General features: G+C 35.5%; 19 protein-coding genes. 3 read left to right on the top strand and 16 right to left on the bottom strand.

The genetic code is table 11. The features are described from left to right. From ACJAT0_RS08160 to ACJAT0_RS08120, 9 genes are all read right to left on the bottom strand, one after another. On the bottom strand, positions 1-1,332 hold a 1,332-nt coding region (locus tag ACJAT0_RS08160; protein WP_415181270.1), incomplete at its 3' end, for an aldehyde dehydrogenase. Continuing rightward, positions 1,332-2,237: an ABC transporter substrate-binding protein gene (locus ACJAT0_RS08155; protein WP_415181269.1), complete on the bottom strand. Its 906-nt coding sequence runs from the start codon at positions 2,235-2,237 to the stop codon at positions 1,332-1,334. The genes ACJAT0_RS08160 and ACJAT0_RS08155, both read right to left, overlap by 1 nt. A gap of 836 nt (positions 2,238-3,073) precedes the next feature. Then, on the bottom strand, positions 3,074-3,760 hold the full coding sequence (locus tag ACJAT0_RS08150; RefSeq protein WP_415181268.1) for an RluA family pseudouridine synthase: 687 nt from the start codon (positions 3,758-3,760) through the stop codon (positions 3,074-3,076). 159 nt (positions 3,761-3,919) lie between these two features. After that, positions 3,920-4,801 carry a substrate-binding domain-containing protein gene (locus ACJAT0_RS08145; RefSeq protein WP_415181267.1) on the bottom strand — a complete coding sequence of 294 codons (882 nt, stop codon included), beginning with the start codon at positions 4,799-4,801 and terminating at the stop codon, positions 3,920-3,922. Between the two features lie 65 nt (positions 4,802-4,866). Beyond that, positions 4,867-5,733, bottom strand: coding sequence for a nucleoside phosphorylase (locus ACJAT0_RS08140; protein ID WP_415181266.1), 867 nt, complete (start codon positions 5,731-5,733; stop codon positions 4,867-4,869). Position 5,734: 1 nt separating this feature from the next. After that, positions 5,735-6,133, bottom strand: coding sequence for a Rid family detoxifying hydrolase (locus tag ACJAT0_RS08135; RefSeq protein WP_415181265.1), 399 nt, complete (start codon positions 6,131-6,133; stop codon positions 5,735-5,737). A gap of 388 nt (positions 6,134-6,521) precedes the next feature. Further along, on the bottom strand, positions 6,522-7,658 hold the full coding sequence (locus ACJAT0_RS08130; RefSeq protein ID WP_415181264.1) for a peptidylprolyl isomerase: 1,137 nt from the start codon (positions 7,656-7,658) through the stop codon (positions 6,522-6,524). 117 nt (positions 7,659-7,775) lie between these two features. Beyond that, positions 7,776-8,327, bottom strand: coding sequence for a gliding motility-associated peptidyl-prolyl isomerase GldI (gene gldI / locus ACJAT0_RS08125; protein WP_415181263.1), 552 nt, complete (start codon positions 8,325-8,327; stop codon positions 7,776-7,778). Continuing rightward, positions 8,311-9,336: a DHH family phosphoesterase gene (locus tag ACJAT0_RS08120; RefSeq protein ID WP_415181262.1), complete on the bottom strand. Its 1,026-nt coding sequence runs from the start codon at positions 9,334-9,336 to the stop codon at positions 8,311-8,313. Before ACJAT0_RS08120 ends, gldI begins: the two co-directional genes overlap by 17 nt. Before the next feature lie 733 nt (positions 9,337-10,069). Here ACJAT0_RS08120 and ACJAT0_RS08115 point away from each other — a divergent pair. Next, positions 10,070-10,489 (top strand): nucleoside-diphosphate kinase, encoded by a 420-nt coding sequence (locus ACJAT0_RS08115; protein WP_415181261.1) that lies wholly within the window; start codon positions 10,070-10,072, stop codon positions 10,487-10,489. Between the two features lie 111 nt (positions 10,490-10,600). Here the strand turns inward: ACJAT0_RS08115 and ACJAT0_RS08110 are convergent, their stop codons facing one another. The 6 genes from ACJAT0_RS08110 to ACJAT0_RS08085 form a co-directional block, all read right to left on the bottom strand. After that, positions 10,601-10,825: a hypothetical protein gene (locus ACJAT0_RS08110; protein WP_415181260.1), complete on the bottom strand. Its 225-nt coding sequence runs from the start codon at positions 10,823-10,825 to the stop codon at positions 10,601-10,603. After that, positions 10,822-11,091, bottom strand: coding sequence for a hypothetical protein (locus ACJAT0_RS08105; protein WP_415181259.1), 270 nt, complete (start codon positions 11,089-11,091; stop codon positions 10,822-10,824). The genes ACJAT0_RS08110 and ACJAT0_RS08105 overlap by 4 nt, the downstream gene beginning before the upstream one ends. A gap of 213 nt (positions 11,092-11,304) precedes the next feature. Further along, positions 11,305-11,886 (bottom strand): Maf family nucleotide pyrophosphatase, encoded by a 582-nt coding sequence (locus ACJAT0_RS08100; RefSeq protein WP_415181258.1) that lies wholly within the window; start codon positions 11,884-11,886, stop codon positions 11,305-11,307. A gap of 5 nt (positions 11,887-11,891) precedes the next feature. Beyond that, positions 11,892-12,812 carry a geranylgeranylglycerol-phosphate geranylgeranyltransferase gene (locus ACJAT0_RS08095; RefSeq protein ID WP_415181257.1) on the bottom strand — a complete coding sequence of 307 codons (921 nt, stop codon included), beginning with the start codon at positions 12,810-12,812 and terminating at the stop codon, positions 11,892-11,894. Positions 12,813-13,497: 685 nt separating this feature from the next. Further along, the gene (locus ACJAT0_RS08090) at positions 13,498-14,031 is read right to left on the bottom strand and encodes a KdsC family phosphatase (RefSeq protein WP_374002931.1); all 534 of its coding nucleotides are present in this window, start codon (positions 14,029-14,031) and stop codon (positions 13,498-13,500) included. Beyond that, positions 14,015-14,779: a Rossmann-like and DUF2520 domain-containing protein gene (locus tag ACJAT0_RS08085; protein WP_415181256.1), complete on the bottom strand. Its 765-nt coding sequence runs from the start codon at positions 14,777-14,779 to the stop codon at positions 14,015-14,017. The genes ACJAT0_RS08090 and ACJAT0_RS08085 overlap by 17 nt, the downstream gene beginning before the upstream one ends. Before the next feature lie 87 nt (positions 14,780-14,866). Here ACJAT0_RS08085 and ccsA point away from each other — a divergent pair, with 87 nt between their 5' ends. After that, a complete protein-coding gene (gene ccsA, locus ACJAT0_RS08080) occupies positions 14,867-18,196 on the top strand; it encodes a cytochrome c biogenesis protein CcsA (RefSeq protein ID WP_415181255.1) in 3,330 nt (1,109 codons plus the stop codon). A gap of 741 nt (positions 18,197-18,937) precedes the next feature. Here ccsA and ACJAT0_RS08075 read toward each other — a convergent pair. Continuing rightward, positions 18,938-19,717 carry an autotransporter outer membrane beta-barrel domain-containing protein gene (locus tag ACJAT0_RS08075; RefSeq protein WP_415181254.1) on the bottom strand — a complete coding sequence of 260 codons (780 nt, stop codon included), beginning with the start codon at positions 19,715-19,717 and terminating at the stop codon, positions 18,938-18,940. Between the two features lie 270 nt (positions 19,718-19,987). Here ACJAT0_RS08075 and ACJAT0_RS08070 point away from each other — a divergent pair, with 270 nt between their 5' ends. Then, entirely contained in the window at positions 19,988-20,275 is a 288-nt protein-coding gene (locus tag ACJAT0_RS08070) for a 4a-hydroxytetrahydrobiopterin dehydratase (protein ID WP_415181253.1), read from the top strand. Positions 20,276-22,179: the final 1,904 nt, after the last annotated feature.

Here is a 22,179-nt window from a genome sequence, read left to right as displayed (position 1 = left end):
ATAAGGTGCATATACAACAGGTAAATCGATCCAAGTGCCGCGATGTACGACTCCTTTGAAATGAGAGAAGGTCTCAAAAGTTTTCTGGCCGTTATAAGAACCTATACCGCTATTTCCTACGCCGCCAAATGGAAGGCGATCGTTAAGATAGTGTACAATACTGTCATTGATCACACCACCACCAAAAGAAAACCGGTTGATAAACCACTTTTCAAACCTAGAACTGCCCGTAAAACAATATCCCGCTAATGGTTTTTCATAGCTATCTATCCAGCGCACTAAATCTTCTTTTGTAGAGTAACTAATCACAGGTAAAATTGGGCCAAAAATCTCTATCTCCATCACTTTTGAGCTTCTAGACGGCTCATTTAATAGAGTAGGAGCGATAAATAAGGATTCTCTATCGTGATCGCCACCTTCGATAAGTGATTCGCCAGCCATCATTTTTACCAGCTTATCAAAATGCTCTTTTCTATTGATCCTAGGAAAATCTGGAGAGTCCTTTACTTCCTTACCAAAAAAGTTATGAATCTGTATTTTGATTTCCTTTACTAGTGGCTCTTTTATATCTTTATGGACTAACAGATAGTCTGGAGCTATACACGTTTGTCCAGCATTGAGAAACTTAGCCCATACAATGCGTTTTGCAGTTACCTTTATATGGGCACTTTCATGAATCACACATGGATTTTTACCACCTAATTCTAAAGTTACTGGTGTTAGGTGTTTTGCTGCTGCTTGATAAATCAACTTACCTACGTCTGGACTTCCGGTAAAGAATACATAATTCCAAGGTAAGGCTGTTAATTCTTGCGCCGTTTGAGCGTCTCCTAAAGCGACAGAAACATGTTCCTTTTCAAATGCTTCTTCAATGATTTCTCTTAAAAGAAGACCAGTTGCATTCGAGAATTCGCTAGGTTTTAACACCACGGTATTCCCTGCTGCTACGGCCCCTATCAATGGAGCTAGAGCTAACTGAAAAGGATAATTCCAAGGCGATATAATCAACACATTTCCATAAGGCTCTGGATATATTCTTGCTTTAGAGGGAAAGTTGAGTACAGATGGCCTAACTCTTCTAGGTCGAGACCATTTGCTTATTCTAGAAATGTAATTTTTGAGTTCGCCTATAATTACATTGTACTCCGTAAGAAATGCTTCAAATTCGCTTTTACCGAGATCTTCTGCTAGTGCCTTATATATATGTTGCTCTTTACTTTCTATGACTTTTTTAAGTCGTTGAAGGGTCTGTATTCGGTATTTTATATCTTGGGCTTTACGCGTTTTGAAAAAATAGTTCTGCGCTTTATGAAGTTCTTCTATGTGGGTCATTACAATAAATTATTGGTAAAAAGTGAGGCTGCTTTTAAGTTGTGATTTTCTAATTTTTGACCCTGTAGCCAACTTAAAAATTCACCAATTCCGTCTGGATTCATCTTACCCCAATGATCTGAAACACCCAAAACGGAACAAGTTACCTCTATAGATTGCTTTAAATCCATGTTCTTGTCTTTCTCAGGAACGAGTGGTTTTAGTATTTCGGCAGCTTTTTCAGAGTGTTGTTGGGCATATTCAAAACCCTTTTTTGTGGCTTGTAAAAAAGACTTTAAGGCCTCTTGTTTTGACTTAACGATACGTTTAGAACAAGTAATCACAGGAGAATAGGAGTAAGGAATGCCATAATCCTTCATTTTGAAAAGTTCCAATGGCATATCTATTTGTTCGGCTTGTATGCCTTCCCAATTGGTGAAAATCCAAGTGGATTGAATTTGATCCTTTTCTATAGTTTCCCATATGCCTAGCTTTTCTGGATAAACACATTTTAGAATTCCTTTGCCACCATCGTTTTTGATCATTTGCTTAACAATAGCATCTTCATAGCGAGCGTTGTAAGATGCATATGTGGTATGATCCAAATCTTTAGGAGTATTTATTCCTGTTCCTGATTTACAGGCTATGGCACTTAAGTCCTCTTGAAATAAAGCCGCAATAGCGATTAAATCAAAAGGTTTTGACTTCGTTTGATAACTCATTACACTCTCTAGCGGGCACAATGCCATATCTACCTTTTCAAGTGCTACTTTTTTTGCAGGAGTTACTTTATAATCATCTTGAGAAGGGTCAATTATGGTTATCGCTAGCTCCTCATCTTTATAATAACCCAATTCTTGAGCTATAAAAAAACCGATATGATTTGCGTTAGGAGTCCAGTCTAATGCGATTTTAAGTGAAGTCATAATTAGTTTTCAAGTGAGCCTCTAAATTAATCTAAAAGAGTACCAAGATATGTGAAGGTGTTTGTAAAATTCTAGATGTTTTTGTGGACATTATGGAATGCGTTCTCTATACCTATTTAAAAGCAGAGTTTCCAAACACGTATAGAAGCGTGCAGGTTATGAACATCAAAGCAGTTACAAGAAAGGCTGTTCCAAACAATTTTATAAAGTATTTAAGTATACTTAAACACATAGCTTTGCGGGTTTTAGTTTTTCTTTTCGATTTCTCTGAATTAAATGTTTAATCTATAACTACTTCTAGGATAGATAATAGCAGCTTGATTAAGAAAAATAAATAAATTCCAGAAAAATTATATCTATTGCCTATTCTAGCAGCGCTTTTATGAAGAGCTGTAGATGGCGATCCAGTTGGGTTAACTTATGTTCCGCTGCTGCTCGTATAGTTATACTATTCTTATCAATTCGATGAACTACACCTAGAAAGAGTCAAAACTACTTTTAAGTGCAGGCGTCAATCATTTGTAACTATTAAAATAAAAAACTACTCACTTTAAAACTTAGATGCGACGAGTTTAATGGAGAATGGATTGCATAGGATGGCTCCTGCTAGATATCAGGAATGGAAGATCCCGCACTAGTTAAACTCTTAAAAAAAAGTGTAGAAGAGTCTTTTATAAATAAATTAAGAATAAAAGCCCACCGACTAAGAACTTGTATCTGACGAGCCTTTTTGAGAGAAGAACGCACAGGACAGATAGGCTAGCTTGTAGACAATTATTAGTGGTTGAAGCGGTTCTGGTTAAATTTGAAAAGCTAATTCTAAAGGTCTAATTAACTTATAACTCAGCAACAGCTTTCCACAAAGCATCCTTACTATTCACTGGAGCAAAAATTTTAACAGGTTCTTTCTTTACGGGATGTATGAATTCTAAAGATCTTGCGTGAAGGTGAATACTGCCGTCTTTATTACTTCTTTTAGCACCGTATTTTAAATCTCCTTTGATCACACAGCCTATTTTACTCAACTGTGATCTAATCTGATGGTGCCTTCCTGTTTCTAGTTTAATTTCCAGCAATGTATACCTGTCCAATACTTTTATAACAGCATAAGAAAGTGCTGCTTTTTTGGAATTGGGCACTTCATGATCATGGGCATAACTTTTATTTTGCTTTGGATTGCGAACTAAATAATGCTCCAACCGCTCTTTTTTCTTTGGTACATTACCTTCTACGATGGCCCAATAAGTTTTATTCGTTTCCTGCTCTGCAAAGAGTTTGTTCATTCTTGGCAAAGCTTTTGAAGTACGTGCAAAAATAACTACGCCGCTTGTAGGTCTGTCTAATCTATGAACGACACCTAAATAAACCGCCCCTGACTTATTGTATTTTTTGCCTATATAATCCTTTATTAAGTCTGGCAAAATCTCATCTCCAGTTTTATCTCCTTGTACGAGATCTCCAGATTGTTTGTTTATAGCAATCAGGTGGTTGTCTTCAAAAAGTATGCGGTGGTTCATGGACATGTGGTTGTTTTAAATATTTTTTCCGTTTTGTTTTCTTAAAAAAATCATGACCTCAACTACATCTCTTTTGATGCGGTTATAGATAGCAATTGAACGGCAAACAAATTTTGGAATTAGATAGTCTATAGGTCCTGCCCGCTAAAGATGAAGGGTACGCCATTATTCTTCCTCATCAATCTTGGGAATATTATAAATTAAATCTTCAAGACCTACCAGCCTATCGATGATACCTACAGCCGTAAACTCTTCAATTATTTTATTTACCGTACTTTCCCATAATTGATCACTGCTGTATTCTGTGCGTAATAACCATTGTTGGACGTCACCCACTTGAAGGTTATAATGAGAAGCAATAGTGCGATCTATACTTGGAATATGTTTAAAATCAGAAGTATAGGTATTTATAATATAAAGCATTTTTGAAAGGGCTTCTTCTTTTTCTCTGATACAGCTTTCTGTAGCTGCGATAACAAAACTGGGCCAGGGTGTAGCAATAGTCTCTAGGCGTTTAAATATTCCTTGATCTACAAAAGGTTGTGTCATATATCGTTCCCAAAGGAACAATTGTGCTTTATTTGTACTAAGCGCATTCACAGCACCATCTAGCGTGTTGACCAGTTCAAATTCAATATCGTTGGTGTCCCAACCGTGTCTTTTTGCAAGAAGGTAACTCATTAAATGAGAACCGCTTCCATAACGGCTTATGGCTATTTTTCCATCCTCCAATTGCTCGGTACGGTCTGCTTCAATTTGTCCAGGTGCATGAACTCCCCAAAGTAATGGTGAACGTACGTAAACTTGGAGAATGCGTGATTTATTACCTCCTATGATGTCTTTTACAATTCCGTCTGTGAGAATGCAAGCTACATCCAGTTCTTCATCACGCAGGAGTTTACTCATAAGTCCAGTACCTTCTGGTATGTCTTCCCACTGCAAATTGATTCCCGCTTTCTCAAAAGCATTATCCTCTAATGCTAAGTGCCAGGGCAAGTTAAAATGCTCTGGTACACCGCCTATTTTTATGGTTGTTAATTTATCCATTGTTACAAATATACTACACAAGTACGAACAAGATTAGAATGTTTTAAAGCCTCTAATCAACTATTTTAAGCTACGATCGAGTCTAATGTAAACTTGATTAATTTTTCTACTGTTTCACCTGGATGAATTGAAAATTCTCCTGTTGTACGATTTGCAAGTATAGCGTTCAAAGATACAGCTCTATGCCCTAAAAGGTTTGCCATTGCGTATATCCCAGCAGTTTCCATTTCTAAATTGGTGATTTTATGTCCTTCAAAGTTGAAGGAGGCTATATGCTCATTGAGATTTTTCTCTGCGGGTTGTATCCTGATTTTGCGGCTTTGCGGTCCATAAAAACCTACATTAGTCAAGGTATTGCCGTTTATCATTTCTAAGCTTTGGAATTTTCTAGCAAGATCTTGATCACAGGAAACAACGTAAGGAGCAGAATGTAGTTTTGATCTAGATATTTGTTGAGATACGGCTTTCGCGAAAGCGAGGTCCCCACCATCATTATCATACCAATGCATCAGACTGTCAAAACCAATTCCGCGTTGAGAGAGTAAAAAACTGTCTATAGGGATCTCATTTTGTACAGCACCGCTAGTTCCTATACGAATAATATCTAGTGATTTGAGTTCTTTTTTAATCTCACGTGTTTGAAAATCAACGTTGACTAGCGCATCGAGTTCATTAAAAACGATATCTATATTATCAGTTCCTATACCTGTAGAGATCACGCTGATGCGTTTGTTTTTATACACTCCTGTATGGGTGATAAACTCGCGCTTTCCTACTTTTAATTCAATGGCATCGAAGTGTTTAGAAACTTCCTTTACACGCTCTAGATCTCCTACAGTTATTACCGTAGCTGCTAGTTGATGCGGTTTTAGGTTGAGATGATAGATGCTACCATCTGGATTAATAATAAGTTCTGAGTGTGCTATAGGCATGTTAAATATCGTTTTTGGCGATGAGTGAAATTTCTACATTCACATATTTAGGAAGGTTTGCTACCTCTACAGTTTCTCTTGCTGGAGCTGTTGCTTCATTAAAATAACTGCCATAAACTTCGTTTACAGTTGCAAAGTCATTCATATTATTTAAGAATATAGTAGTTTTAAGAACGTGCTCAAAGTTCATGTTCACTTGTTGTAACAAGCTTTCTAAATGTTTCATGACCAGATGAGTCTCATCCTTTAGGTTTTCTATTTTTAACTCACCAGTTGCTGGATCAATGGCTATCTGACCGCTGGTATAAAGCGTCGCTTCATAATCGTTCTTATAATATACTGCTTGGTTATATGGACCGATAGGCTTAGGGGCAAGGTTGGTATAAATGATTTTTTTCATGTTACTAATTTAAGAAATATGGAAAGGTGTTTTCACAAAGCTATCAGAAGTTTTGCAGTCATTAACTATTATTTATTAAATTAATAATGAGAAGTCAAGTTGTTATATCAGCCAAATAAATTGAGACGGTTATATTAGGTTTTTATTTTTTAAAATTAAATGCTGTTAATTACTTATAAAAAAAAGGATTTTACAATGCTAGAAGAGAGTTCTCTTTTAGCAGAAACTACCGGATGGAACCTTTTCCTGCCGATTTTAAAAGGTGTTAACAGGAGTAATAGTAATTGGTACAATAAAGAAGGTTGATTTATTCTGACGATTGTAACAACAAAAGCGTGTTGTCATAAACAACACGCTTGAAATTAATAAAGAACAAAACTTCTAAATTTTATTGGGTGATCTTCATCTCAAATACAAGATCTGTATTGGGTGGAATAACACCACCAGCACCGCGCTCCCCATAAGCTAGGTCAGATGGAATAAAAGCGACGATTTCATCACCGTAATTCATACTCAACATTGCATCTTTAAAACCTTGGACCATTCCTACAGAAGAACTGTATTGAACAGGCATAGGAGCGTAAGCGCCCATTTGTTCTTTTCTAGCATTTATGTTGTCAAACTGCTGAGCTATTTCTAAAATGGAAGAATCAAATAAAGTACCGTTCATAAAGAAACCACTATAATCCATCAAGACAGAAACACCTTCTGCTGGTTTTAAACCTGTTCCTTCAGTTTTTATATAAACCATCACGTTACTATTAGGCAACTTAGTTGCTTTTGCCTTAAGAGTCATTAAATCTTCCGATTTTGCTGTTCTTGCAGCTGGAGCGGCTGCTTTTCTTTCGGCAGCAAGTTTAGCAGCTTCTTCTTTTTTTGCTTCTGCTGCGCTTATAGCCTCTTCAAAAGTTTTCACGGCATCCCATTTTTTAGCTTCCTTTCCTTTGCGTATAATTGATATTTTTTGCATCACCATAGAGTCTACCGGACGCTGACCGTCTACAGGTGTCATAGCGATAGAGTCTACTACCTCAATACCCTTTACCACTTTCCCGAATACATTATAACGCATATCTAGGGAAGGGTTTTCCTTATGCATGATAAAGAACTGACTTCCATTGGTATCAGGACCAGAGTTTGCCATAGAAAGAATTCCTTTTGAATCGTGCTTTAAAGTGTCAGTCACTTCTTGGTCAAATTTATAACCGATGTCACCGCTTCCTGTTCCAGTAATATCGCCACCTTGAATCATAAAATCTTTCATAACTCTGTGAAAAATTAAGCCATCATAAAATGGCTTTCCTTTCAATGAATCGTTTACTAATGGATGTTTTCCCTCCGCTAATGCGATAAAGTTTGCGCTAGAAATGGGGGCTTCTTGATAATAGAGTTGGGCAAACATAATTCCTTTGTTCGTCTGGATTTCTGCATATATTCCATCTTCAACGTCTGGATACTTGTCTTCACAAGATGATGCTATAAACACAAGGGCAATTATGGCTAGGAGTCCGTGGATTTTTTTCATTTTACTAGTTTGTTTTTTGTTATGATTTATTTAGTTATTTGTTTTCTCAAGGTGTTAAGTACTGTACGAAAACCCCTATTTCTCTTAAGAGTGTAAAGCAGCATGTTTATCCGTAATTTATTGTTTTAAATTTATGCCTATAAGTTTTACCGTACTTCTGAAAGGAGTATTTGCCCCTATACGATTATTATCTCCGTAATAACCATAAGCGGCATAAGATGGGAAATATACGATCATTTCTTCATTAGTTTTCATCAATTTCAAGGCAGCTCGCATACCTCTAAAGATCCCATATTCCTGGTCGAGACTCTTTGTAATAGGAGAGAGTTCTTCCCTACTGTAAATAGTGTCTCCATTAAGCGCTATAGCGTCGTACTGAAAAGTTACACGATCACCAAATTTAGGTTGTAAGCCTATGGTAGAATCTTTTTTTATAAATGCATAATAGAATCCGTTGGAACTGCGTTCAAACGTTTTGTCTAAACTTTTGATTATATTTTCTATGGATTTCTCTTCGGCAGCATACAGTTTTTTATTGTCTTCAATGGATTTTTCAATACTAGAACTGGTAGCATTAGTGATAGGTTTTCGTGGTTCTACCTTATTACCGCAGCCGTAAATAAAGACACAGATAATACCTGAAAGAACTGTCTTAGATAACCACTTCATGAAGCTCTTTTTCATAGTGAGGCAATATACTAATTAATTTTTTCACGGTATCTATCATAGAGAGATCAGATTTCCCACCAGCTGCATTTTTATGACCGCCGCCTTCCCAATTATCTCGAGCCAGTTTATTTACATCAAAATCTCCTTTTGACCTTAAAGAAGTTTTAATTATAGATTCGCTTTCTTTTTCTATTAAAATTTGAGCAAAAACAACTCCGTCTAAACCAAGGGCGTAATTTACAAAACCCTCTGTGTCCCCTTTTTTAAAGTTATTAGCGTCTAGTTCCTTTTGAGTAAGCGTAATGAAAGCTGTACGGTATTTTTCTAGAATCACCATATTATTTAAAGCGACACCTAGTAATTTCATTCTAGAAGGTGTGTTTACATCATAAATTTTACGGTTTATCGCTTCACTGTTAGCACCTTTATCCACTAGGTTTGCAGCAACACGAAGCGTAGTGGAAGTGGTAGAACGGTATTTAAAGCTTCCGGTATCAGTAAGGATTCCTGTATACATAGCCGTAGCCATTGCAGGTGTGATTTTATCAGTATCGGACAGCATCTCTAAAAAATGATAAACCATCTCACAGGTAGAGCTCATAGCTGTATCGCTATACGTATAGGTAGCAAAATCATCTGGCTGCTGGTGGTGGTCGATCATGACATAAGTAGCGTGGACTTCACCTAATATTCGTTCCATATGTCCAGCTCGATGAAAAGCATTGTGGTCCATGTTGAATATAAAATCTGCTTCTTTTATGAGAAGATCTGCTTTTTTCTCTTCCTGTTCATAATTTAAAAATAAATCGCTGTGTTCCATCCATTTTAAGAATGTTGGAAAATCGTTAGGGCTTATCATATTCACTTTATGACCTGATTGTATCAAGTATCCGTAAAGAGCTATTACCGAACCAACGGCATCACCATCTGGGTTTTTGTGAGGAACAATAACAATTTTTTTAGGAGTAGAAAGCTCTTGTTTCAAGCTTTGAATTTGGTCTGTATTCATAGGTCAGTAAAGGTAATGATTTTGATGGATAGCTGGAAGCTTTTAATCCTTTGGACTGTCGTACTTATTTTTTTTATAGCATCTTAGAATTTCAATTTAAACCTACTTCGAACTTTTGCCTAATGGGAAAGTATCCTTGTGGAGCGTTATTGGAATTGTTATTTGTTCTAGAAAGCACCAATTTTTGGATGATCGAAAAGTTAATACCACCAATTCCAATTTTCCAGAATTAAACGATAAATCTTTATGTTCTTGCTCGGGCCCACCTAAAATTGCTCAATACAATTAAGATGTTCCCGTAATAATTTATAACTCTCCATTATTTTTGATACGTTTGAATTATTTATCTGTATTGTTTGCAAAACTATCAAATGGAACGGCTAGCATTTAAGTTTTTTAAGCGAGCACCTATTCTTTTGTAGTCTAGCTGTATCCTTATCTATATTTTTAGAATGAACAAGCTAGCTTTACATGTCATCGACAAAAGAAATGCTTGAATGGAAACATATGTTCTTTTTGCTTTTAAATTGATATCGTAGAATAAGGAGGTATTTGGTATTTTGGTTGAAGAGTATTAGTAAGGTACAATCGTTTATCTAACATTCTAAACAATCAAAAGAATCATACCTGCTACTAGTTAAATGAAATAAGATTAAAATTATCTCTAGATAAATCTCAAGCAAAACTAACTAAAGGGTTATTTTTGCAACGCAATTTAAAAAAATAAAATAAAATGGCTACTAATAGAACATTTACAATGATTAAGCCTGATGGCGTTGAAGACGGTCACACAGGTGCTATACTTGATAAGATTGCAGCTAGCGGTTTTAGAATCGTTGCTCTTAAGAAAACTCAAATGACTGTTGCCGATGCACAGGAATTTTATGCAGTACATAATGAGCGTCCATTTTATGGTGAATTAGTAGAATTCATGACTCGTGGTCCTATTGTAGCTGCTGTACTTGAGAAAGAAAACGCTGTGGCAGATTTCCGTACCTTAATAGGTGCTACAAATCCTGCTGATGCTGCTGAAGGCACTATTAGAAAGATGTTTGCAAAAAGTATGGGAGAGAATGCCGTTCACGGAAGTGATAGTGATGAAAATGCTGCTATCGAAAGTGGATTCCACTTCTCGAGTCGTGAGATGTTTTAATAAGCAGCGTTTATTATAGTCCTAGTACTTGAATAGTATTATAAGATCCACTTCTTTGAAGTGGATCTTTTTTTTGTGGGTTTTATCGAGTTAGTATCTAAGGGTAACTAGCTAAATAAAATTTTGAAAATAGATCAAATCTTGATTGATCTTTATCTTCTCTACAACGCTAGTTACCTTTAAGTGCATTTTATTAAAGAACTGTGCATGATCTCGCTCTCCAGTGTTGAGCAACAGTTTGGAGTTTTTCATTTGTTTTTCAAAAAAATGATCTAATGTATCGCGATTGGCTCGCTGTTCTACTTTGAGATAGGCAAAAAACCATAAAAGGGTCAAAGAACACTTTTTGATGTCTTGTTTTGCATAATGGCATTGCTCATGGTGAGTAGATCACTATTATAAAAATGGTGTTTTGCGTTATTTTTAGAATTGATTATTGTTTGCTGGATGCGTTGCTTTTCTATAGGATCAATATTATTTTTTAAATCTTTACAGACAAGTAATGCTTGTGATTTTGACAGCAATCCAGTTTTATAGTAATAGAAGATTTGCTGTACATTTACCTTAATTCTAATATCATTACAGAACTCTACAATGTCCATACAGTTGTGATTTTTCCAAGTTGGTCAGCACTCTCAAATAACGAATCTGGTGCTTGCTCGATAAATTCTTGAAAAGGTATTTTCTCCATGCTGCTCTCGTCACTAAGAAATATAAACCCGCAATAAGACTTACATAGTTCTCTCTTTCACGAAAGCGCCATGAGGTCTAGTGTAGAATGCTATTTTCAAAACAAAGGAGAAAACAAAATAATCCTAATACCTTTTCAAAAACTCATATACTTTGGGCAGTGGCAAACCCATAACATTATAATAACAACCTTCTAAACGTGTAACAGCTGCATAACCCAACCAGTCTTGAACACCATAAGCGCCAGCTTTATCAAAAGGTTTATAATTAGTCACGTAGTAATGAATCTCCTCGTCGGTAAGTACAGCAAAATGAACTTTGGTAACATCATAAATCACTTGTTGACGTTGAATGGTTGTAAAACATACGGAGGTAAATACCTCGTGTGTTTTACCACTCAAAAGCTGGAGCATTTTTTCTGCGTGCTGAGCATCTTTTGGTTTTTCTAAGGGCTTGTCTTGAAACCATACTATAGTATCGCTAGTGATCAAAATTTGGCTGTCTATTAAATCATTTTTAAAAGCGCTTGCTTTTAAAATAGAGAGATAATCAGTGATTTCGTGTCCTTTTAGATCATTGTGGTATACCTCATCAACTGGTCTGGTCTCTATTCTAAAATTTAGATCAAGCCCTTTTAAAAGTTCTTGCCTCCTAGGTGATTGAGATGCGAGAATGATTTCAGTGTTTGCAAATTTTTGTGCCAGCATAGATATTAATTCAAATAATAGTTGATTCTAACGATTCCTATGGATAAAATACCTAAAAGAAGAACGACTTTAAGCACAGAAGAAAGCAGGTGAAATTCTTCTTGATTCTCAGCAGTCCAGAGTTTGATGATTACAAAGAGCAATGGTCCAATGATTAAAAATAGAAAGTAATAGGTAGCGATATCATTTGGATAGATGTACTCATATACATACCAGCCTAACAAAATCACAATACCCATAGTAAAAACAGCAATACATTTGGCGGCTCTAGTTCTTCCTAACGCAATAGCAAGGGTATTCCTGCCACCAACTTTGTCACCATTCACATCTTCACAGTCTTTTACCCATTCTCTAACCAGGTTGATTAAAAATGCCAGAAGACCAAACTCTAACAATCGCTCCATAAGGAATTTGAATGCGAGTTGGTTTTCGGGCGTGATGGATGGAAATAATTCAAAGATTCCAGTAATAAGAATTACCAATGCGACCAACAAGGAGATAAGGATATTTCCAATGAAGAGCATAGCTTTGAGCGAGCTCGCATAGAGGTACAAAACAAAAGCGACTCCTATAAAAACACTGGACAGAATAGGTTTATGTATACTGTTAGCGAGCATAAAACCACAAACTACAGCGAGTATGGTGAGTATAAAATATAAGTTATAAGCACTTTTTTCAGAAATACTTTTAGAGACTAGAAGCTTTTCTGGCTTATTTACTTGATCAATTGTTACGTCATAAATATCGTTGATTACGTTGCCACTTGCTGTGAGCATTCCTGTTGCCGTTATCAACAAAAGTAATTGCCACCAGTTTAAAGCGGGATCTACTCCATAAGGGATTAGTAAGCCATAGATTATGACCAATTGTGTAAGAATGGTCATCAGGATATTAGGCCATCGTATGATTTTTAAAAAAGCAGTCATCAAATGAATTAAGGGAAAACAAAATTAAAATTAAAAGGGAAATATAAAAAAGGTTTTCCTGTAAAAATCGAAAATAAAAATCAAAGAATAAAGGCCTCCTGTATCAATACACCAATTTTTAATTTGCAAAATACTAAATACTTGGAAACCTTTATTCATCTCCGCAGATAGAAATTTAATATTCTGCGATGAAGCACAAACACGAACTAATTTTAAAACTCTTTTTTTAAGAATTTATATCCGATAAGCGCAGTTTGCACTAAGAGAGAAACTGCACTAACGGGCAAAATGGAGAGTAACGAGCTTAGGCATTAATTTTATTGTGATCAGGGAAACTTTCTATTTGCTAATAGTAGGATTCCAACCTTGATAACACCCATTGTATAATGACATTTCCTAACCAATACCTTCATAAACTAGTTAAAAAATCTGCCTACACATGACTTTAAGGGGAGATTTAGTCAACAAGACTTTGAGGTAGCTCTATCCGGTCTCACCTAAATTTCAAACGAACAGCTTTTCAAAAACATTATTAGCCCAATAAATTTTCTTGAATATCAATTCAAATAACTATTTTGTACATTTTCAAGTTATTAGGTTACGATTCATTAGAAAGGTCTTGTGGTGTCTTTGTGCTTTACAATTGTTATCTCCTACTAATTATCTAATTTCAATTTTAAATTTCCTAGGTGGATTTCACGATTTTTCCATCTTGTACATTCCACTTACCTTGTACTTTCATGACTTGTTCTATAATATCACGTACACAGGCATCGCCGCCTTTTTTATGAGAAATGTATTGGCTTACTGCTTTTACTTCTGGTATTGCGTCTTGCGGGCAGCAGCCTAGTCCTACAAATTTAATCGCAGGAACATCGGGCATGTCGTCACCCATGAAGACTATGTTTTCTGGTTTTAGATGGTGCTTTGCCACATATTCATGCAATTGGATCATTTTATCGCTCGCGTTCAGAAAAACATCTTGGATACCTAGTCCTACCAATCTGTCTTTAACACCTTCATTAGTGCCTCCAGTAATTATACAAACATTATAGCCGTTGTTGAGCGCGGTTTTCATCGCATAGCCATCTCTTGCATTCATTGTGCGCAGCAACTCACCACTTTCAGAAATCAATAATTTGCCGTCAGTGAGTACGCCGTCTACGTCTAAAATAAAAGTCGTGATGTCGTGAAGTAATTCTTTATAGCTTGTTGCCATGTGTTTTTTGTATGGATGTAGTTATGGATCGATACATTTCTCGATCTTCTTTTTCAAGCATTTTTAAATGCTTTTCTATAGTTTTTAAGTCGTTTCTTATCGCAGGTCCTGTCTGTGCTTTTTGAGGAGAAAGATCTATGGCCTTTTCTAAGGTTTCTCGCATCAAGGCATCTAATAAATTGGCGTCCATGTAGGCTTCTTTCATGATTTCTCCAGCCTTAGAATAACAATGGTTCACAAAGTTATTCATATATACTGCCGCAAGATGCAGTTTTTTACGTTGTTGAGAATTGATTTGTTCTCGCTTTCGCGAAAGCGTAACAGCCACTATTTCCAGCACTTTATTTACAGCTGAAGTGCTTGATTCTAAGCAAATCGTAATCTCCTCAAAATTAGGTTTTCTAGACTTGCTGAAACTTTGAGGCATATAAAAGACACCGTGATTCTTGTGATTTTGCAGGACTTTCATAGCAACACTACCACTCGTATGCGCTACTATAGCTGGTGAAGAACGAATTTCCTGTGACACTTTTTCTATAGAATCGTCAGGGACAGCCAGTAAAATAAGGTCACACTCAGGAAGGCTATGAATATCGGGTATTAAATTTGTGTTAATTCCAGAGACCTCCGTTTGAGCTCTATTGTAATATCCTACAAGCAGAAGCCCGCTAGAGTGTGAGTTGCTCTCAATGGCACGGCATAAGTGGGTTCCCACATTACCAGTTCCTATGATAATTATCTTAATCATGCTGTAAAAATACGCACTTCAATGCGACTCACAAGACATGGTGTTGCGACTTTTGTGAAGTATCTTTGCCGCTCGTATAAAAATCCTATGAAAGACAGATTGATTGCTTTGCTTTTTGGTACGCGTACAATGACGGTTCTATTACTCGCTTTTGCAGCAAGTATGGCGGCTGGAACTTTTATTGAGAATTCTTATGACACGCCTACTTCTAAATTATGGGTGTACAACGAATGGTGGTTTTCCTTAATTATGTTGTGGTTAATGCTTAATTTTATTTTTAATATTAAGCGGTACCAGTTGTTCCAGTGGAAAAAATGGGCCACTCTTACTTTACATTTTTCTTGGATTATTATTATTTTAGGAGCAGGAATTACCAGATACATGTCGTTTGAGGGAATGATGTTGATACGGGAAGGACAGACGGAAAATAGCTTTTTAAGTGAAGAAACCTATTTTAGTGCTATTATTCAAGGAGAAGATCAAGAAGGAAATCCGATGCAACGATCTGTAAAGAAAAAATTATTAATCTCACAATACGATTACAATACGTCAAGAGACTTTAAATTTTACAACAAGAATATTACGGTTACCATAGATAGCATGATCTATGACGCGGTAGAAGGTTTAAAAGAAGGTGATGAGACTAGTGATTACTATTTGAAGATTGTCGAAGCTGGCAAAGGTTCCCGTCATGATCATTTGATTAAGGCTGGTGAAGAAGCGAGCATTCACAATGTACTCTTCGGTGTGAACATAGATCCTGAGATTGCTGCGCAAAAAGGATTGATAAATATTACTGAAAACTGGAACGGTTACACCATACAAACCCCATACAATGGTAACTTTTTACGTATGGCAGACCAAATGGAAGGAACGGTAATTGCGGACTCTATACAACCTTTACAATTAAGATCTCTCTATACACTAGCAGGTATGCAATTTGTAATACCAGATCCTGTAACCCAAGGTGAAGTAGGGATTATAAAAAGTCCTGTACCTACAAAAGCACAAGCCCACGGAATTCTCGCTACGGTAAGTAGTGGCAAAGAATCTCAAAAAATAGAGATGTTAGGAGGGAAAGGAATTATTTCTGACTATGTAGATGTCGAGATTAATGGTTTAAAAACATACATTAAATATGGCTCTATCTCTAGAGAAATACCATTTTCAATTGAGCTCAACGATTTCATTGCCAGTAAACAACCTGGGACCGAGAAATCATATTCTGCTTTTGAAAGTAAAGTGACCGTTATCGATTCGGCCGGGAGAACTCCAGCACATATATATATGAACAATGTATTAGATAAAAAAGGGTATCGTTTTTTTCAAGCAGGTTTTGATCCAGATGAGTTGGGAACACACTTATCTGTCAACCACGATTTTTGGGGTAAAACAGTTACTTACATTGGATACTTCTTACTGTATTTTGGTTTGATGGCATTGATTTTTGATCCCAATACCAGATTTGGTGAATTAAAAAGATTAATTGAAAGGGTTAAAAAACGAAAAGCAAAACATCTTGCGATGATTCTTATTTTATGTACCGCAAGTATGGCTGGTGCACAAGTTCAAGAAGACCATTCAGGACATGACCACGCTGCAGGTGAACATTCTACAGCTGTTGAAAATAGAGAAAGAGTAAGCACAAATCAAGATGCTGCTGCGGTAAATACGAGTGTTTCTGGAGAAGATCTGGAACCACCTAAAATGCCACCTATTCCATTACGACTAGCTGATAGTATTATAGTGGCTAATATGGTGCCACTTGTACAGGCAGAAAGTTTTGGTAGAGTAGTGGTGCAGGACGACGGGCGTATGAAACCTATGTCTACCTTAGCCAGTGAAATATTGCGAAGACTTTCTGAAAGAGATTATTATGAGGCCAAAGTAGGTGATAGTATTGTAAGACTTACTCCTGAGCAAACCATAATTAGTATGATTCAGTTTAGAGATCTGTGGTACGATGTTCCTGTGGTAAAGCTGAATTATAAAAACGATTCTCTCAAAACTATATTAGGTGTTGAAAAAAGTACTAGTTATGCTCGTGGAATGGATTTTTTCAGGAGAAAAGACAACACCTTAGGTAGTTATAAAATAAGTCCGTATTTGGACGAGGCAAATGCTGCTGATGTAAAGACCAGTATTCAACAAGGTTTTATAGATATTAATTATAGCGTAGGAATTCTTGATCAGGTACTTTCTGGATCTATTTTAAAAATATTTCCTAAAAAAGGTGCTGACAACAATACTTGGTATGCATCACCAGACATGGAAAAAGCAGGCTTTGAAGACGAGCGTGATATCAGTTTTGTAAGAGACTTTTTCCCAGCTTATAACGCGTTGCTCAATCAAGGAAATGCAAATGGTAATTACCTAAATGCAAATGCAGCATTGAACAGTCTTTTTGAATTTCAGCGATACCATGGTTCAGAAATTATACCTAGTGAAGAAAAAATAGATGCAGAAATTTTTTACAATAAGTACAATGTATTCAAAAACCTTTACAAATGGTATGTATGGTTTGGAATTGTTATGTTGATTCTATTGATTGTAGAGATCCTTAGGCCTATGAAACAAATACGATGGGTCATTAAGTTTCATTTTTGGGTTATTGGTGCTTTATTTTTTGTGCATACAGCAGCCTTAATTACGAGATGGTATTTGAGCGGTCACGCACCTTGGTCAGATGCATATGAATCTTTGATTTATGTAGCATGGGCGACGATGGCATTTGGATTAATGTTCGGTAGGAAGAGCGATATGACTGTGGCAAGTACGGCTTTTGTAGTAGCTATAATTTTATGGGTAGCACAATTGAATTGGCTTGATCCGTCTATAGGTAATCTGCAACCCGTATTAGATTCGTACTGGTTGATGATTCACGTAGCCGTTATTGTAGGCAGTTATGGGCCCTTTGCGTTAGGTATGATACTCGGGTTAGTTACTATGATTTTAATGATCTTCTCTACAAAGAAGAACAGAAAAATTATGGATCTGAACATTAAAGAGTTGACTTATATCAATGAAGTTGCACTTACCGTAGGTTTGATCATGCTCACCATAGGAAATTTTCTAGGAGGTATGTGGGCCAACGAATCCTGGGGACGCTATTGGGGTTGGGATCCTAAGGAAACTTGGGCTTTAATCACCATTTTTATATACGCTTTTGTATTACACCTGCGACTCGTGCCTGGATTAAAAGGGAGATGGACCTTTAATTTATGGTCTGTGATTGCTTTTGCAAGTGTCTTGATGACTTATTTTGGTGTTAATTTTTACTTGTCAGGACTGCACAGTTATGCCAGTGGCGACCAGATCATCTCTTATAAGTTTGCGATTATTACTTTGTCTGTGATACTTGTTATTGCTTCTTTTGCTAGGTATCGAGAACTTAAAATACACGGAAAGAGCAAGTAAACCAACCTGATTAGATAAATTTAAAAGCTCTATTCAGGATGTTATTTCGGAATAGAGCTTTTTTTTGTTGGAATACAGGGTTCTAATTTAAATTTACTACCTCTAGGGAATGTTTAATTCTAGTTGGGCACACCTGTATGCTCTTGTGATTACTTCTGTTGAACTGTATTTATAATTTCTACAAATTCATGTAACTAATAGGAATAAAAAATATCTATACAGCGTCTTTTACCTTATACTTTGGGTGTTATCGTTAGGCTAAATGCATAATATTTATAGAAGAACTTTAATATATAAAATTAAAAGGCCTTACTGTAGCCTACCATACATTGCAATAGAAATGATTTATAGAACTGTTTCAAAGCAAAATAGGTGTATATAGCATCACAAGGAGAGGAAAGAAACTAGCTATTAATTTTCAAACGATGCTTTGTAGATGCTGAGATAAATAATAGGTCTTTGTGATACTTGGATTTACGAGATCATAAAAACTATAGCACCCGTATTGATACTAATCTGTTTGCAAAAAGGGAAAATATAATTTTATAGGATTATAGGATTATAGGCTATTAAATATGTTATGAGTTCCAATACTAATGGTAGTTAAGATAGTAATATGGGTTTGTCGTATCCCATTTAAAATCAGTAAATAGGTCACTTCACAACAAGGTATTTAAAGGTTGTGTTTGGAAAGTAACCTTCCCATTTAAATTCGATTTCACCTACTAAATAACATCAAGGTTAGTCGTCTTCCCGCAATTCTCCATTGCTATATTTTTTTCCTAGAGCGATTTTTACACCTACACTGAAAATCAAGTTGGAAGCATTAATATTTTTAAATATCTGAGGTTGAATGAGCGTTGTAGCACTGTCATCTCTGTAAGAATAGGAAATTGGATTTCCCAAAGTAGTATTGTATTGTGGAGAAAAGAACACTTGAACAGATCTACGGAAGTAATAATTAAAACGCAAGCCACCTTCTAAATAGCCACTTGATACTTGTTCATTTTGTGTCTCACTAGAAAATATTTGCGTATTTCCTATTCCTATTTGAGAAACACTGTTTTCTGGATGATTTAAAAATGCGACTCCAACTTTTGCGAAAACATCCAATTGGAATCTTTTTTTAGTATGTGAATAAGTAGGTCCTATGGCGATAGTAGTATTGTTATAGTTATTTTGGGTAACGTTTGTAGCATCATCATTTTCAAAATCTAGATAGCCAAATTCATTGTATTGATGTCTTAAGGAGATGCCTAAGCCCAAATTCTTGTTGGTATAATATAGATATTCTGCTCCTATATGAAGCCCAGCTCTGGCTATATCGCCATAATTTCCGTTAGGTTGTGTAATCCCTAAATCTATCACTAGATTATTCTGCGGAATCTCTCTTAGATGCACAGCGTCCATAGTTTTTTTGATTTTAAGGGAATCAGTTTGTGCAAAGGTGCAAGTGGCAACTAACAGTAGCAAAAGTGTGGTTCTTATCATTTTATAAAGATAGGAGTTCCTTTTTTTCATCGGGAATATTTTAAATAAGATTAAGATTTTATTAAGCACTCTTTCGCAAAAGCGGTGTTATATTTAAAAATTATACTTAAACCATCTTTGACGCTAATAAACTTTAAGCTACAAGTAATGTGAAAAGGTAAAGATTAGTTAGGTAATCTCACCTATTTTGGCATAGAAAAGCTAAAGCAAGCGATGGTTCAAGGAAAGGTGAAATTAAAGAACGAATAGGTAAGGATTCTAGGAAAATAAAAAATATCTTTGACAACTAATAAAACGACAATGGAAAAATTAACTGAAGCGCAAATCGAAAAATACTTAGAGACTATAGAAGGATGGGACTATTATGATGATGCTATTCATACTACTTTTGAGTTTGAGAACTTTATGGATTGCTTTTCTGTAATGACTCGCATCGCGATGGAGGCAGAAAAAATGGAGCATCATCCAGACTGGCATAATACCTATGCTACTCTAGAAATCACTCTTTCTACTCACGATGTAAATGGCCTTACAGAAAAAGACTTCAAACTTGCTGCTGCTATAGAGCATATAGTAGGCGATGAGTAAATTGAAATAATTGCCATTATAAAATCCCGCTTCAAGCGGGATTTTTTAGTTTAAGAATTTAAAATGATGATGGGATCAGTACAATTACTCTGGATCTTGGTTTAAAAAAGTGCTATAGGCTTACTTATTTAAAGACTTTTTAGAGCAACAGTTAATTTAATAGTTCAGAAGAGCAATAGCCGATATAGATGATGAATAGTGAGTATAAGGCATTATGATGTGCATAGGAGTAAGCGGCAGCGGCTCGGTTTTAAATCCGCTTTCAAGTCCTAAAGCAAGAATAGTAAACCGATGGTTATTAGGATCATCAAGCCTTTTTTGAAGGTGGTTGCCCCGATACCTATTAATTAAATTATAAAAGTCCTATTTTTCCTTTGCGTTAATTATTCTTGATATTTTATGTCTACTTAGTTCTAGTCAAGAAGCTAAATCTTTTAAATTAAACTTCGGTACCAGATAAATCTTTTCGTTCTCTATAACAGACAGAATATCCACTTCTATGTTTTTTCTTCTTCATTCAATCGGCGGGAACCATTTGAGTTATTACTTTTTTTGTCCTTGTTGAGTTCTATCTCAGGAGCTAGCATTGAATTATTAATTATTAATCGATATACATGAGATAGGGTATAATGTTGGATGCCCTGAAAAGTCAAATAAAATACAGAAATCACTAGTATGCCGAATAGAACTCTGGAAAATTGATCAATTTCTAAGCGTAGAAGGTCTAAATTTTGACTTAGAAATAGGAGGAACGAGATTACAATTGTAGATAAGTATATCCATGTAACGTGTTTTAGCCATCGTAAATTTACCGTTTCGATAGTTGAATAAGCAGCTTTGTATTTTTTATAAAACTTATTTAAGGCTTCCAGCAGCAGGATGGGATCCCCAATAAATAAGAGCTAAGATCCTTTAAAAAGGAATACATACCAACTAGTCGAGGCATTGAAATGCTCTAATAGCGTTTGTTGATGCGTATATCTCAATAACACATAATGGTGTATTACACTTAAAACAGAGCATATAAGAACTGTGAATAAGAGTATATACTACACGCGACGAATCTTTCTATTGTTATGCGTAAATTATAATAAATACCATAAAAATGTTGGATAAAGAAGTAGGGCAATGACATATTAAAATACAACAGTAACAGAAGTTAGTTTCCATTGAATAAAAACATCGGCTAGGATAAAATAGCCTATTAAAAGATTGATTCCTATCATCAGATAATCTGCAGTTATTTTGCTTTTTTTTGAGAATTTGGAACATAAAAATTACAATTAACCCACTAAAAGACGCCTATAAATAATTCATTTGAGTCTGCTTATTTTTCTAATTCTGCTTATTTTATTACTTCCACTATTAAATAATAGGTAATCATATATTCTAGTATTTCTGTAAGTAAATTGGCAATACATTTATAGAATGACTGGTTTATATCTATGTTTGAATATGATATATATAATAGCGTAATTAAAGTGGTTCAAATTACTCCATCAGTAGTGCGCTGCAACACTCGTGTATTTGATGTGATGATGACATTTTTCTTTACATGGTCTACAGTATCGTTTAACTAAAAAATCTTATTAAGGCTAGAATTGATTTATAATTCCGCTTTCGCGAAAGAGGTAGGAATATAAACTATTAATAGAGGTTATGAAATAAATCAATAACTATGTTAATGAATATTGATATAACCCTTTATTAGTGTTAAAATAAGACGTGTTTATATTTATTTAACCAACTGTTCAACTAATTAGGCCTACATTAAAATAAAAAAATGGAATCTAATATCACTACTGTAAACCCAGCAACTGGAAAAGAAATTAAATCTTATGATTTAATGACCGAAAAAGAAGCTCTAGAGGCTGTTGAAAAATGTCATACTGCATTTACCAATT

It is taken from the genome of Nonlabens sp., from assembly GCF_047636915.1.
Classification (GTDB): Bacteria; Bacteroidota; Bacteroidia; order Flavobacteriales; family Flavobacteriaceae; genus Nonlabens.
Note: the sequence above shows the minus strand (reverse complement) of the source record. Positions and strands in the feature narration are given on the sequence as shown.